Source organism: Amycolatopsis sp. w19, assembly GCF_051373225.1.
GTDB classification, from domain to species: domain Bacteria; phylum Actinomycetota; class Actinomycetes; order Mycobacteriales; family Pseudonocardiaceae; genus Amycolatopsis; species Amycolatopsis japonica.
In genome coordinates this window covers 133,766-147,170 of the sequence record NZ_JBPQFM010000012.1, presented here as the reverse complement: position 1 = coordinate 147,170, position 13,405 = coordinate 133,766, and the positions used below count along the sequence as shown (strand labels likewise).

General features: G+C 69.0%; 11 protein-coding genes. 7 read left to right on the top strand and 4 right to left on the bottom strand.

Going from position 1 to position 13,405, the window contains the following annotated elements; all coding sequences use genetic code 11:
• Nucleotides 1–92: 92 nt before the first annotated feature.
• Nucleotides 93–1,379: an isocitrate lyase gene (gene aceA, locus ACSMFO_RS23585; RefSeq protein WP_072030536.1), complete on the bottom strand. Its 1,287-nt coding sequence runs from the start codon at nt 1,377–1,379 to the stop codon at nt 93–95.
• 228 nt (nt 1,380–1,607) lie between these two features.
• Between aceA and ACSMFO_RS23580 the strand changes: the two genes are divergently transcribed.
• Together ACSMFO_RS23580 and ACSMFO_RS23575 are read left to right on the top strand one after the other, a co-directional pair.
• A complete protein-coding gene (locus tag ACSMFO_RS23580; RefSeq protein ID WP_436460532.1) occupies nt 1,608–3,035 on the top strand; it encodes a short-chain fatty acyl-CoA regulator family protein in 1,428 nt (475 codons plus the stop codon).
• A gap of 77 nt (nt 3,036–3,112) precedes the next feature.
• Complete coding sequence (locus tag ACSMFO_RS23575) at nt 3,113–3,937, top strand: NAD(P)H-binding protein (protein ID WP_436460531.1); 825 nt, start codon at nt 3,113–3,115, stop codon at nt 3,935–3,937.
• A 72-nt stretch (nt 3,938–4,009) separates the two neighbouring features.
• Here ACSMFO_RS23575 and ilvA read toward each other — a convergent pair whose 3' ends face one another.
• Nucleotides 4,010–5,266, bottom strand: a complete 1,257-nt coding sequence (gene ilvA / locus ACSMFO_RS23570; protein ID WP_436460530.1) for a threonine ammonia-lyase IlvA — start codon at nt 5,264–5,266, stop codon at nt 4,010–4,012.
• 95 nt (nt 5,267–5,361) lie between these two features.
• On the opposite strand from ilvA, the gene ACSMFO_RS23565 reads away from it, so the two are divergent.
• Nucleotides 5,362–5,928, top strand: a complete 567-nt coding sequence (locus ACSMFO_RS23565) for an NADAR family protein (RefSeq protein ID WP_174492005.1) — start codon at nt 5,362–5,364, stop codon at nt 5,926–5,928.
• Between the two features lie 136 nt (nt 5,929–6,064).
• Here ACSMFO_RS23565 and ACSMFO_RS23560 read toward each other — a convergent pair whose 3' ends face one another.
• Nucleotides 6,065–6,823: an acyltransferase gene (locus tag ACSMFO_RS23560; RefSeq protein ID WP_007031648.1), complete on the bottom strand. Its 759-nt coding sequence runs from the start codon at nt 6,821–6,823 to the stop codon at nt 6,065–6,067.
• Between the two features lie 53 nt (nt 6,824–6,876).
• Here ACSMFO_RS23560 and ACSMFO_RS23555 point away from each other — a divergent pair, with 53 nt between their 5' ends.
• The 3 genes from ACSMFO_RS23555 (at nt 6,877) to ACSMFO_RS23545 (ending at nt 11,613) form a co-directional block, all read left to right on the top strand.
• Nucleotides 6,877–7,836 (top strand): nucleoside hydrolase, encoded by a 960-nt coding sequence (locus ACSMFO_RS23555; RefSeq protein WP_038509296.1) that lies wholly within the window; start codon nt 6,877–6,879, stop codon nt 7,834–7,836.
• Nucleotides 7,836–8,960: an NlpC/P60 family protein gene (locus ACSMFO_RS23550; protein WP_436460529.1), complete on the top strand. Its 1,125-nt coding sequence runs from the start codon at nt 7,836–7,838 to the stop codon at nt 8,958–8,960. Before ACSMFO_RS23555 ends, ACSMFO_RS23550 begins: the two co-directional genes overlap by 1 nt.
• A gap of 64 nt (nt 8,961–9,024) precedes the next feature.
• A complete protein-coding gene (locus ACSMFO_RS23545; protein ID WP_436460528.1) occupies nt 9,025–11,613 on the top strand; it encodes a CBM96 family carbohydrate-binding protein in 2,589 nt (862 codons plus the stop codon).
• A gap of 47 nt (nt 11,614–11,660) precedes the next feature.
• Here the strand turns inward: ACSMFO_RS23545 and ACSMFO_RS23540 are convergent, their stop codons facing one another.
• Nucleotides 11,661–12,680 carry a hypothetical protein gene (locus ACSMFO_RS23540; protein WP_436460527.1) on the bottom strand — a complete coding sequence of 340 codons (1,020 nt, stop codon included), beginning with the start codon at nt 12,678–12,680 and terminating at the stop codon, nt 11,661–11,663.
• A 101-nt stretch (nt 12,681–12,781) separates the two neighbouring features.
• Here ACSMFO_RS23540 and ACSMFO_RS23535 point away from each other — a divergent pair, with 101 nt between their 5' ends.
• Complete coding sequence (locus tag ACSMFO_RS23535; RefSeq protein ID WP_436460526.1) at nt 12,782–13,402, top strand: TetR/AcrR family transcriptional regulator; 621 nt, start codon at nt 12,782–12,784, stop codon at nt 13,400–13,402.
• Nucleotides 13,403–13,405 lie beyond the last annotated feature (3 nt).

The window sequence follows — 13,405 nt, the reverse complement described above, 5'->3', positions numbered from 1 at the left end:
CGCTGGGCTTCGCGAGAGAGATAGAAGGGATGGGAGGTGGCGGTCTCCGCTGGGAGTCCGGAGACCGCCACCTGGCATCTACATGCGAGGGATCAGAACTGCTCGGCCTCGGTGGAACCGGCGAGCGCGGTGGTCGAGCTCTCCGGGTTCAGCGCGGTCGCGACGTTGTCGAACCAGCCGGTGCCGACCTCGCGCTGGTGCTTCGTGGCGGTGTAACCGCGGTCCTCCGAAGCGAACTCGCGCTCCTGCAGGTCGACGTAGGCGGTCATGCCCTCGCGGGCGTAACCGTGCGCCAGGTCGAACATCGAGTAGTTCAGGGCGTGGAAGCCGGCCAGGGTGATGAACTGGAACTTGTAGCCCATGTGGCCGAGTTCGCGCTGGAACTTCGCGATCGTCGCGTCGTCCAGGTGCTTCTTCCAGTTGAACGACGGCGAGCAGTTGTAGGCCAGCATCTGGTCCGGGTACTTGGCCTTGATCGCCTCGGCGAACTGGCGGGCGACCTCGAGGTCCGGCTTGGAGGTCTCCATCCACAGCAGGTCGGCGTACTCGGCGTAGGCCAGACCGCGGTCGATGCAGGGGTCGATGCCGTTGGTGACGTTGTAGAAGCCCTCGGCGGTGCGCTCGCCGGTGACGTACTTGCGGTCACGCTCGTCGACGTCGCTGGTGATCAGCGTGGCGGCCTGCGCGTCGGTGCGGGCGACGATCAGCGACGGCACGTTCAGCACGTCCGCGGCGAGGCGGGCGGCGTTCAGCGTGCGCTCGTGCTGCTTGGTCGGGATCAGCACCTTGCCGCCGAGGTGACCGCACTTCTTCTCGGAAGCGAGCTGGTCCTCCCAGTGCACACCCGCGGCACCGGCGGCGATCATGCCCTTCATCAGCTCGAAGGCGTTGAGCGGGCCACCGAAGCCGGCCTCGGCGTCGGCGACGATCGGGGCGTACCAGTCGATGTCGGTGTTGCCCTCGGCCCAGTTGATCTGGTCGGCACGGCCCAGCGCGTTGTTGATGCGGCGGACGACGGCGGGCACCGAGTTGGCCGGGTAGAGGCTCTGGTCCGGGTAGGTCTGGCCGGAGAGGTTGGCGTCGGCGGCGACCTGCCAGCCCGACAGGTAGATGGCCTTGAGGCCGGCGCGCACCTGCTGCACGGCCTGGTTACCGGTCAGGGCGCCCAGCGAGTGGACGTAGTCCTCGTTGTGCAGGAGGTCCCACAGCTTCTCGGCGCCGCGGCGAGCGAGCGTGTGCTCCTCGACCACGCTGCCGCGCAGCTTGACCACGTCAGCCGCGGAGTACGAACGCTTCACGCCCGCCCAGCGGGGGTCGGTCTCCCACTGCTTGGCCAGTTCGGCGGCCGCCTGCTCCAGCTGCTGCGCGTGCTGAGTCATCGGATTCTCCCGGTGTTGCGAAGTTTGCGAGTGATCGCCTTTCCTGATCCGACCCTGACATGACAGGGGAAATCCGATCCAGGCCTCCAATTTGCCAATTTCTGCGAAGCTTCCGTAGCATCTTGCAAAGGTTGCGAATCGCAGATTCGCAACCAGAGGCAAAATCCACGGGCTTGACCGTTCACTGAATCGTTCAGGCCCGGAAACCTTGCGGACAGAGAGGCCTCAGTGGACAAAACCTTCGCCGGAGCGAAGCTGCGGCATCTGCGCGAAAGCCGGTCGATGAGCCAGGCCGATCTCGCTCGTGTGCTGGAGATCTCACCCAGTTATCTCAATCAGATCGAGCACAACTCGCGTCCGCTGACCGTCCCGGTGCTCCTTCGCATCACGCAGGCGTTCGGTGTGGACACCGAGTTCTTCGCGAACAACGACACCGCCCGCCTAGTCGCTGACGTGAAGGAGGCGCTGCTCGACGAGGTCCTCGGGGTCGACGTCACGACGAGCGAGCTCAACGACCTCGCCACGAATCTGCCGACGATCGCCCAGGCCCTGGTCAAACTGCACCGCAGCTATCGCAACGCCGTGGAGAACACCGCCGCGCTGACCACGGAAAACGGGCTGGGCATGCACGGCAGCGCGGCAGGCTCGTTGCCGCACGAAGAGGTCCGCGACTTCTTCTACGAGCGGGAGAACTACGTCGCCGAGCTGGACGAACGCGCCGAACGCATGGCGCACGACATCCCGCTGCAGCGTGGCCAGGTGCTCGCGGCGCTGAAGGAAACGCTGATCCAGCGCTACGGCGTCGACGTCACCAGCGAAGGCATCGACGAGGCCAACGGCGAACAGCACCGGTACGAACCCGGGCCGCGGGTGCTGCGGCTGGCGCCGAGCCTGCGCGTCGGGCAGCAGGCGTTCCGGATGGCTTCGCAGATCGCCCTGCTCGAATACGACGACCTGATCACCGAACTCGCCGATTCGTGGGCGTTCTCCGGTCCCGCCGCGCGTTCGCTGGCCAGGGTCGGGCTCGCGAACTACTTCGCGGGCGCGCTGATCCTCCCCTATGGACCGTTCCTGTCGACCGCGGAACGCTTCCGCTACGACATCGAACGGCTGTGCGACCACTTCGGGGTCGGCTTCGAGACGGTCTGCCACCGGCTCTCGACGTTGCAGCGGCCGAAGAACCGCGGCGTGCCGTTCTCGTTCGTGCGCGTCGACCGGGCGGGGAACATGTCGAAACGCCAGTCCGCGGCCGGTTTCCACTTCTCCCGCGTCGGCGGCGCGTGTCCACTGTGGAACATCTACGAGGCGTTCACCCAGCCGGGCAAGATCCTCACCCAGATCGCGACCCTGCCCGACGGCAAGAGCTACTTCTGGGTCGCGCGGACGGTTTCGCGCAACATCGGCGGCTACGGCAGCCCCGGCAAGACGTTCACCGTCGGCCTCGGCTGCGAACTGCGGCACGCGAAACGGCTGATCTACTCGACCGGGCTCGACCTCGACGACCGCGCCGCGGCCACCCCGATCGGCATGGGTTGCAAAGTCTGCGAACGTCCGGCCTGTTCGCAGCGCGCGTTCCCGACGATCGGCAAGCAGCTCACCGTCGACGAGAACACGAGCACCTTCGTCCCGTACCCGGCGGTGCCGAAGGCGCCTTGAGCCGTCCTGATCTCCCTGGCAGGGTTGCCGTCGACGGCCGCCGGCGTGACGGCGGCCACCGCACTGGGGAGAACCGAATGATCTTGGTGACCGGGGCAGGCGGCAACGTCGGCTCGGAACTGACCGGAATCCTGGCGCGCGGCGGGCATCCCGTCCGAGCGCTGGTCCGCACACCGCGGCCGTTGCCGGACGGCGTCGAAGCGGTGGTGGGCGATCTCAACGAGGCGACGAGCCTGAAACCCGCGTTGGAAGGTGTCCGGGCGGTCTTCCTGCTCGGCGGCTACGAGGACATGCCCGGCGCGCTCGCGGTGATGCGGGACGCGGGTGTCGAGCAGGTGACGTTGCTGTCGTCCCGTTCGGTCGTCGGCGGGCACGCGGACAACGCCGTCGCCGGGATGCACATGGCGGCCGAGGCTGCGGTGCGTGCTTCGAAGCTGCCGTGGACCTTCCTGCGGTCGAGCGGGTTCATGTCGAATTCGCTCCAATGGGTCGCGCAGCTTCGCGCGGGGGACGTCGTGCGCGAGCCGTTCGCGAACGTGCCGGTGGCGGCGATCGACCCGTACGACATCGCCGCCGTCGCCGCGGAATCGCTGACCACGCCGGGACACGAAGGCCGGGCGTACGCCATCACCGGTCCGGGGTCGCTCCGGCCCGCCGACCGGCTCCGCGTCCTGAGTGAACTGTTGGGGCGGGAGCTACGGCTGGATCCGCTTTCGGACGCCGACGCCCGCGTGACGATGAGTGCGGAGATGCCGGCGAAGTACGTCGACGCCTTCTTCCGCTTCTTCGCCGAGGGCGAGTTCGACGACTCCGAGGTCACGGGTGCCGTCCAGGACCTCACCGGGCGGGAGCCACGGCCGTTCGCGACCTGGGCCCGGACGCATCTGGCCGCCTTCCGCTAGCCGCGTTTCGTCCTCTGGATGCGGTCTTTGCGCGCACAAGGACCGCATTCAGAGGACGAAATGCGGGAGGGGTCACACCAGGAAGTGGAACAGCGGGCTGCCCGGTTCCACCCGCTCCACCTGCAGCGGGCTGGCCTCCAGCCGGTGCAGCAGGCCTTCCAGGTCGCCGGGCCGCGCGAGTTCGACGCCGATCAGCGCCGGGCCGGTCTCGCGGCTGTTGCGCTTCACGTACTCGAACCGCGTGATGTCGTCGTCCGGCCCGAGGACCTCGTCGAGGAACCGCCGCAGCGCGCCGGGCTCCTGCGGGAATCCCACCAGGAAGTAGTGCTTCAGTCCTTCGTGGATCAACGACCGTTCGAGCACTTCGCCGTAGCGGCTGACGTCGTTGTTGCCGCCGGAGACGACGCACACCACGATCTGGCCGGGTTCGATCTTCACCGTCGTGCCCAGCGCGGCGGTCGCGAGCGCACCCGCGGGTTCGGCGATCACGCCGTCCGACTGGTACATCGCGAGCATCTCGGTGCAGATCGCGCCCTCGGCGACGTCGGTGAGCTCGACACCGCCGTCGCGGACCAGCGGATACGTCACCGATCCGGCCAGCGCGACCGCCGCACCGTCCACGAAGGTGTCGACGCTCTCGAGCCGCACCGGCTCCCCCGCCGCCAGCGCGGCCGCCATGCAGGTCGCGCCCGCCGGCTCGACCCCGACGATCCGCATCTCCGGCGCGCGTTCCGCGGCCCACGCGGCGATGCCCGCGAGCAGGCCGCCACCGCCGACCGGCACCACCATGACGTCCGGGACGAATCCGAGCTGCGCGACGACCTCCATCGCGACCGTGCCCTGCCCGGCGACCGTCTCCGGCGCGTCGAACGCGGGGACCAACGTCGCGCCGGTGCTCTCCGCGTCCTGCTTCGCGGCGCTGAAGGCGTCTTCATAGGTCTCGCCGACGACGATGACCTCGATATGGGAGCCGCCCAGCGTCGCGATGCGCTCGCGCTTCTGCCGGGGGGTCGTGCCGGGGACGTAGACGCGGCCGTTCGCGCCGAGGCGGCGGCACGCGTACGCGACGCCCTGCGCGTGGTTGCCCGCGCTCGCGCAGACGACGCCGCGCTCCCGGTGCTCCGCGTCGAGCTGGACGATGAAGTTGTAGGCGCCGCGGATCTTGTACGAACGCACGGTCTGCAGGTCTTCGCGTTTGAGCCAGACCCGGGCGTCCACCCGCGCCGAAAGCCGCTCGTTCGGTTCGAGCGGCGTGCGGGTCACCACCCCGGCCAATCGCTTGGCGGCCTCTTCGACCGTTCGGGCGCTCACCGTTTCGATCCCTCGCACGAATGCTGAATGTACTGACCGCCCCCGGCCACGGCGGAGAGTGGTCCAGTGGGTGCTTCACAGGGTTGTCGGTGGCCTGTGGTCCACTGGTCGCCATGGTGAGCAAGGTCGACGGAGTCCGGAGTCTCGATGCGTTGCGCGAGCTGGTCCACAGCGGCGCGGAGCCCGAGTACCAGCTCTTCTACGGCCACACCCCGCTGAAGAGCGGCCGGGTCAACGCGGCCTGCCTGAGCCAGTGGTGGCAGGCGCCGTTCGTCGCGGGCGGCGAGCGGTACCCGACGGCCGAGCACTACATGATGGCGAGCAAGGCGGAATTGTTCGGCGATCACGAGGCGGCGGCGAACATCCGTCAGGCGCCGGATCCCAAGACCGCCAAGATCCTCGGGCGCGAGGTCTCCGGTTTCGACGCCGAGGTGTGGGAGCGGCACCGCTTCGACATCGTCATCGACGGCAACCTCGAGAAGTTCCGTCAGCACGCCGAGGAGCGCGAGTTCCTGCTGGGCACGGGCGACAAGGTGATCGTCGAGGCGTCCAGGATGGACCTGGTCTGGGGCAGCGGCCTCGCCCGCGAGGACAAGAACGCCACCCGCCCCGATTACTGGCGCGGGCAGAACCTCCTGGGCTTCGCGCTCATGGAGGTCCGCGAACAGCTGCGCGGCTAGCTCTCGCGTGATCCGAGACCGCACTCGCGTGCTTGGAGACCGAACTCGCGTGATTGAAGGCGGAACTCGTGTGTGCGGCTTCCGATCACGCGAGTCACGTCTCTGATCACGCGAGTCACGTCCTCAAGCACGCGAGTTACGAGTCGACGCCCAGGGTCTTCTGCAGCGCCTTGTTCGCCTTGCGCGCCATGTCCGCGACGGCTTCGCGGCGGGCGGCGTCGGCGGCGTAGTCGTCCTGGCGGTTCCGGACGACGCGCGCCGGCGAACCGACGGCGATCGAGTAGTCCGGGATCTCGCCCCGCACCACGGCGTGCGCGCCGAGGACGCAGCCGCGGCCGACCCGGGTGCCCTTGAGCACGGAGACCTTGGTGCCGATCCAGGTGTCCGGGCCGATCCGCACCGGCGACTTCACGATGCCCTGATCCTTGATCGGGACGGTGATGTCGGTGGTGACGTGGTCGAAGTCGCAGATGTACACCCAGTCCGCGACGAGCGTGGCCGCGCCGAGTTCGATGTCGAGGTAGCCGTTGAGCACATTCTGCCGCCCGAAGACGGCCTTGTCGCCGATGCGCAGCGAGCCCTCGTGGCAGCGGATCGCGTTGCCGTCGCCGATGTGCACCCAGCGGCCGATCTCCAGCCGCCCGTAGCCGGGACGGCAGTGGATCTCGACGTCCTTGCCGAGGAACACCATCCCCCGCAGGATGATGTGCGGGTTCGCGATCCGGAACTTCAGCAGCCGCCAGTACCGCACGAGGTACCAAGGCGTGTACGCGCGGTTTCGCAGCACCCAGCGCAGCGAGTCCTTGGTCAGGAACTTCGCCTGACGCGGATCACGACGGGCCTGGCCCCAGGCGCGGAGCCGCGACAACGCGGGCGCACCCCACATGGACGTCATACCGGTGACCGTAACCTGTGAACAGGCCGTCGACCGCAAAGGGGAGCACGCGCATGGGCACCAAGCTGATCATCGACACCGACCCGGGGGTCGACGACGCCTTCGCGCTGGCGCTGGCCGCGCAATCCGAGGACGTCGACCTGCTCGGCGTGACCACGGTGTTCGGCAACGTCCCGCTGAGCCACACCACCGCCAACGCCCGCCGTCTGCTGCAGCTCTTCGGCCGCGACGACGTCCCTGTCGCCGCCGGTGCCGCGCGGCCGATGGTCTACGACAACGCCAAGCCCGCCGGGTTCGTCCACGGTGAGGACGGTCTGTCCGGCCACGCCGGGATCCTGCCGGAGGCGAAGCGCCCGCTCGACGAACGCGGCGCCGTCCGCCTGCTGGTGGATCTGCTGGAAGCCGCCGACGAACCGGTGACCATCGCCCCGATCGGCCCGCTGACGAATATCGCGCTGCTGCTGGCGGCGCATCCGGACATCCGCGAGAAGATCGGCCGGATCGTCGTCATGGGCGGCGGGGTGACCAAGGGGAACTCCACCACCGCGGCCGAGTTCAACATCTGGAGCGACCCCGAGGCCGCGCGCCGGGTGCTGGTCGACGAGGACATCCCGACGGTGCTGGTCCCGCTGGACATCACCCATCAGTGCTCGGTCGACACCGGCTGGCTCGGCAAACTCGCCGCGTCCGGACCGCTCGGCGCGGCGCTCGAAGCGCTGACGCCCACTTACGTCGAGCACTACACCCCGATCCTCGGCATGCCGGGGATGGTCATGCACGACGCGGTCGCGGTGGCCGAGGCGATCCGGCCGGGCATCCTCGACGTCGAGTCGTACCCCGTGGACGTCGAGTGCGGCTTCGGCCCCGCCCGCGGCGCGACGCTGGTAGACCGGCGAAGGCTGCGAAGCACCGATCCGCAGGCCGTGCCCGGCCGCACCATCGACGTCGCGCTGACCACCGATGTCGACGCCTTCCGCGAGTTCGTCCTCGGCCGGATCACCGGGGGCCGGTGATGGAGCAGGAAACCTCGCGCCGCCGCAGACTCCCGGTGATCATCGCCGCGGTCGTCGTCGCGGGTGCCGCACTGGTCGCCGCCATCACCTTCGCGCCGAAGGAGGAGCCGAAGACGGAGGCCGCCGCCGTCGAGTCCTCGGCCCCGCCCACGCCGCCGCCGTCGTCCGCCCCGGCGGAAATGCCGAAGGAACAGCCGAAGGTCCCGCAGCAGATGGGGCAGGAGTTCGACGCCTGGGTGTCGAAGACCAGCGGCTGGCTCGACATCCCGCTGCGCGCGATGACCGGGTACGCGAAGACCACCGTGGCGCTGAGCAAGGAAACACCGGGCTGCCGCCTTTCCTGGGTGACGCTGGCCGCGCTCGGGAAGATCGCCTCCGATCACGGCCGCGCCGCCGGTTCGGGGCTGAACGCCGACGGCGTGCTGACCAAGCCGCTCGGCGCGGTCGAGGTCCGCGACTTCTACAACAAGGTCGTCTCGTCCGCGAACGCGAGCGGCCCGCTGCAGCTGACGCCGTCGGTGTGGGACCGGTTCAAGGCTTCGGCGAACGGCGGGAAACCGGACCCGCAGAACATCGACGACGCCACGCTCACCGCCGGGCGCGCCCTGTGCGCGGGCGGCCGCGACCTCGGTCAGGGCCAGACGTGGTGGAACGCCGTGAGCACGCTGCAACCCGCGCCGCTGCTGATGCACCGCACGCTCGCGACGGTCAACGTCTACGGCACGGTCGGCCAGAACCCGCAGCCGCCGAACGCGGCCGCCTTGAGCGCGGTCAACTTCGCCATCGACAAGATCGGGCTGCCGTATGTCTGGGGCGGCAACGGCACCGGCGGCAGTGACCCCGGTTTCGACTGCTCCGGCCTGACGACGGCCGCGTACGCCAGCGCCGGCGTCAAGCTCATGCGCACCGCCCACACGCAGTACCACAGCGTGAACAGGGTGACCGATCCCCAGCTGGGCGACCTGATCTTCTACGGCGAACCGAACACGAAGATCCACCACGTCGGGCTGTACATCGGGAACCAGCAGATGATCGACGCCCCGCAGACCGGGCAGGCGGTGCAGGTGCACACCTACCGGAAACAGGGCGACGACTACGCCGGAGCGGGCCGCCCGACGGCTTAAGACGAGGGCAACCAACCCTCCCCTTGAGGCGTGTACGTCGTGCATGCCACAAGGGAGGGCCAGCATGACCTTACGAAGATCACTGACGTTGCCCGCTGTCGCGCTCGCCGTCGCGCTCACCGTCACCGGTGGCGGGACGGCGGCGGCCACCGATCACCAGCGTTCAGAGGTGACGCTGTCCGCGACGTCCTGGGGTTACGTCGACTCGGCGACACCGGCCACCGCCTACTTCAAGCCGTCCGGCAGCCTGCCGGTCGGCACCTGGGACACCACACCGCACCTTCAACGCTCCTACGTGAACTTCGACCTGGGCTCGTTGCGGGGTGTGCCGTTCACGACGGTGCTGCTGTCGGCGGGCGAGACGCACTACGTCAACTGCGACAGCCGGGCCACCGAGGTGTGGCGGACCTCCGCCTACACCAAGCAGTCGACCTGGCAGAGCCGCCCGGAGGAGCGGACACGGGTCGCGTCCAGGAGTGCCGACAGCACCTGCATCGACAACCACGCCACGTTCGACGTCACCGCCGCGGTGCGGGACGCGATCGCACAGAAGGCCCGTCACCTCACGCTGGGCATCCGCGTCGCCGAAGCCCACGAGGCGGACCCTGCGTTCTATCGGAGGATCGAGTCCCCGGCGACGCTGCGGGTGGTGAACAACGCTCCGCCCGCGACGCCGACCGATCTGCGCACCAACGACGAGACCTGTGCCAAGGACGGCACCGGACCGCTGGTGAATCACCAGGCGAAGCTGAGCGCACGGCTATCCGACCCGAACGGCGACACCACGTTCGGGCAGTTCACTTGGTGGCCGGTGGCGGACCCGTCACAACGGCGTACGGCCACCGCCGCCGAGGCGTACGTGGACGCCTCGGGCCTCGCCGACGGTACCTACGCGTGGGAGGTGTACGCACAGGACAGCTGGGGGGCGAAGTCGTCCACGACCGGCCCGTGCCGGTTCACCGTCGACCGCACGAATCCGAACGCGCCCGCCGTCGCCTCCGCGACGTACCCGGCGGGCACCGAGGGCGGCGGGGTCGGCGTGGCGGGCGACTTCACCTTCTCCCCCAACGGTTCCACCGACGTCGTGCGCTACGACTACGACTTCGGCGGGGACATGCGGGAGATCGCCGCGGGCCCCGACGGCACGGCCACCATCAGCTTCACCCCCACCACCAACGGCTGGGACTCGGTGGTCGTACGGGCGTGGGACCGGGCGGGCAACCTCTCGCTCAGCACCTACCACTCGTTCATCGTCAAGGAGACGCGGCCGACGGTCACGTCCGACCGCTACCCGCCGCAGGGCGGCCCGGACGGCGGTATCGGCGTGCCTGGCGTGTTCCGGTTCGCGCCGGCGGCACCGAACGTCGTGGCGTACGACTACCGGCTGAACGACGGCGCGTCCGCCACGGTCGCGGCGGGCCAGGACGGCGTCGCCGAGGTGACGATCACGCCGGCCACCGGCGGTGATCACGTGCTGTTCGTGCGCAGCACCGACGCCTCGGGCGTGAAGTCGCCGGAACGGGAGTACCGCTTCCTCGTCGACGCGTCACCGGTGGTGAGCGGGCCCGAAAACGTCGACCTCGGCGCCTCGGTCACGTACACGGCGAAACCGAGAATGCCGCACATCGTCGAGTACGACTACTGGTTCGCGAGTGCTGAGAGTACGAAGTGGACGGTCAAGGCGAACGCCGACGGAACCGCCGCGCTGCCGGTCGAAGTCACCTCGACCGAGCAGACCCTGCTGCGGGTCCAGGCCCGCGACGCTTCCGGCGGCCTGTCCCCGGTGACGGAGAAACGGTTGTGGCTCAACACTTGGCGACCCACGGTCGGCTACGTGGGCGACATCGCGACGGAGGGCGCGGCCGTCGCGTTCACGTTCACCACTCCGATGCCGAACGCCGTGGAGTTCGAGTACTGGCTGGCGGCGGACCCGGCGACGAGGTGGACCGTGCCGGTCAGCGGGAACACCGCGACGGTGAACTACACCCTGCCGAGGATCGGCGACTACGAGATGCTGGTGCGCGCGAAGAACGCGGCGGGCGTGTGGTCGTCGACGGGCAACCTCACCTGGACGGCGACGAATGACCCGGCGGTGACCTCCAAGGAATTCCAGCTGAACGGGCGGGTGTTCCCCGGCACCTTCACGTTCGACGCCCGCCAGCCGGGCGCGGTGGCGTTCGAGTATTCCTTCGACTGGGGTCCGTTCCAGCGGACGGCCGCCGAGAACGGGCGCGCCGTGCTGGCGTGGACTCCCCCGCTGCCACCGGAAGGCTCGGCCTACCACAACCTGCGGGTGCGTACGGTGACCGCCGACAACGTCTCCTCGCAGGAGAAGACGTATTACTTCAACATTTTGAGCGCGCCGTACGTGTCGTCGAAGGAATACCCGGAAAGCGAGTGGTCGGGCGGTGCCGGCGTGCCGGGGACGTTCACCTTCACGCCGGGTATGCCGGGCATGGTCTCGTACACCTACTCCGTCCGGAACGACTGGGGTGCCGTGACGGAGGAGATCACCGTACCGGCGGACGGTTCGGGTACGGGGACGATGACGTGGACCCCACCGGACCGGGGCATCTACTCGGTCCACGTGCGGGGCAACACGGCCGACGGCGGCAAGTCGGGTGGCATCGGCTACTCGGTGTACGTCAGGTGACCGCATGACCGGTGGCCCCGTTCCCCCCGGGGGACGGGGCCGCCGGTTCAGCCGCGGTAGTAGTCGGCGAGGGCGGTGAACGCGGCCTTGGGTTCCCAAGGCATGCCTGGATAAGTGTCGCCGTCGCGGTCTTCGAAGACTTTGACGATCCCGAGACTGGCCAAGTCCAAGTCACGGCGAGGGTCGTCGGGACGGTGCGGGTAGTTGGAGAGCGCGAAAAGGTAGACGAAGGCGCCGTCGACACCCTCGGCGTCGAAGATCTCCAACAGCTCACGCAAGTAGGCGGCCTGACCGGCCTCGTCGCGGTCGTACTCCCCGTTCAGCCGGACCGGGTCGCCGTTCTCGTCGTGTTCGACGATCTCCATACTGCGCGGCGCCTGATCGCCGGCGCCGCGCCAGGTGGCCGTGCCGAAGCCGGTGATCGCGACCGGCTTTCCTTGCGCCACAAGGGCTCGCACCCCCTCCTGGAATCGGTCGGCCACTTCCGCGGACCGGATGAGTTCGACCGACATGATGTCGAAGAGGGTCCAGTCGACTCTCTCGAACGGGATGCAGGCGTAGGTGACCTTCCCGTGGAAGTGCCGGCGGACCGCCGCCACGGCGTCGCCGAGGAAGTCGTTGAGGCGCGCGCTCGCCTCGGCGGTTCGCCCGCCCAGGCTTTCCGGCCTGCTGAAAAGTCGTTCGAGCCGCTCGGTGATGTCGGCACCGGGCAGGAATCCGTGGTCCATGAGGGTCAGCTCGACGCCGGTGACGAACACGACCTCCGCTCCCGCCTGCCGGACCCGTTCCGCCCGCTGAGCGCAGTCGGCGAACAACGCCAGCATCTCCTCGGGCGTCAGCTCCAGCGGGTAGGGCGAGAACCAGACCTCCAGCCCGAGTTCCGCGGCGAGGTGAGCGGCCTGCTCCAGCCGCTCCGGATCGCCGCCGACGAGGTGCACGGCGTTGCAGTGCAGGTCGTCGCGGATGACGGCCAGCTCGCGTTTCACCAGGCCGAGATCGAAGTTCTCGCGGGAGATCGCGCCGCCCCGGACGAAGCCGGTGTCGTAGGCGATGCCTTTGGCACGCATGGGTTCGGTCCTCTCTTGTCGGAATGTGGTGACCGAGACTAGGCAGAAACTTGCGTACGCGCAAGTTTGCGCTCACGCAAGTTCGCTGGAATACTCGGCCGGTGACCGGATTGCGCGACCAGAAGAAGCAGGCCACCCGGAAGACCTTGCGCGAGGCGGCGCTGCGGCTGGCCCTGGAGCGTGGCCCCGAAAACGTGCGCGTCGACGACATCGCCGAAGCCGCCGGAGTCTCGCCCCGGACCTACAACAACTACTTCTCCAGCCGCGAACAGGCCATCGTCGCCGCCATCTCCGCCGAACGGGAAGCGCGGATCGCGGCCGCGGTGGCGGCTCAGCCCGCTGAAGCCGGCCTCGCCGACGCTGTGACCGAGGCGATCGTCGAGCAGTACACCGACCCGGGCGAGCATCAGCGCGACGCGCTGCTGCTGATCACCACCCGGCCGGCACTGCGCGACGCCTTCGCCGACACCACGAGCGCGCTCGAAGTCCCCCTCGCCGATGCGATCGCCCAACGCCAGAGCGACATCCCCCCGCACATCGCCCTGGTGCTCGCGGCGGGCGTGACCGCCGCGGTGCGCATCGCGCTCCAGCGGTGGCTCCAGCCGAGTACGGCCGGCGGGCTCGTCGTGCCGTCCGGCTCACTGCCCGACCTGCTCCGCGGCGCACTCGCACCCCTCGCGCCCGCACTCGACGCCGCCGAAGCCCGTCGCGACATAGGGTGAGCG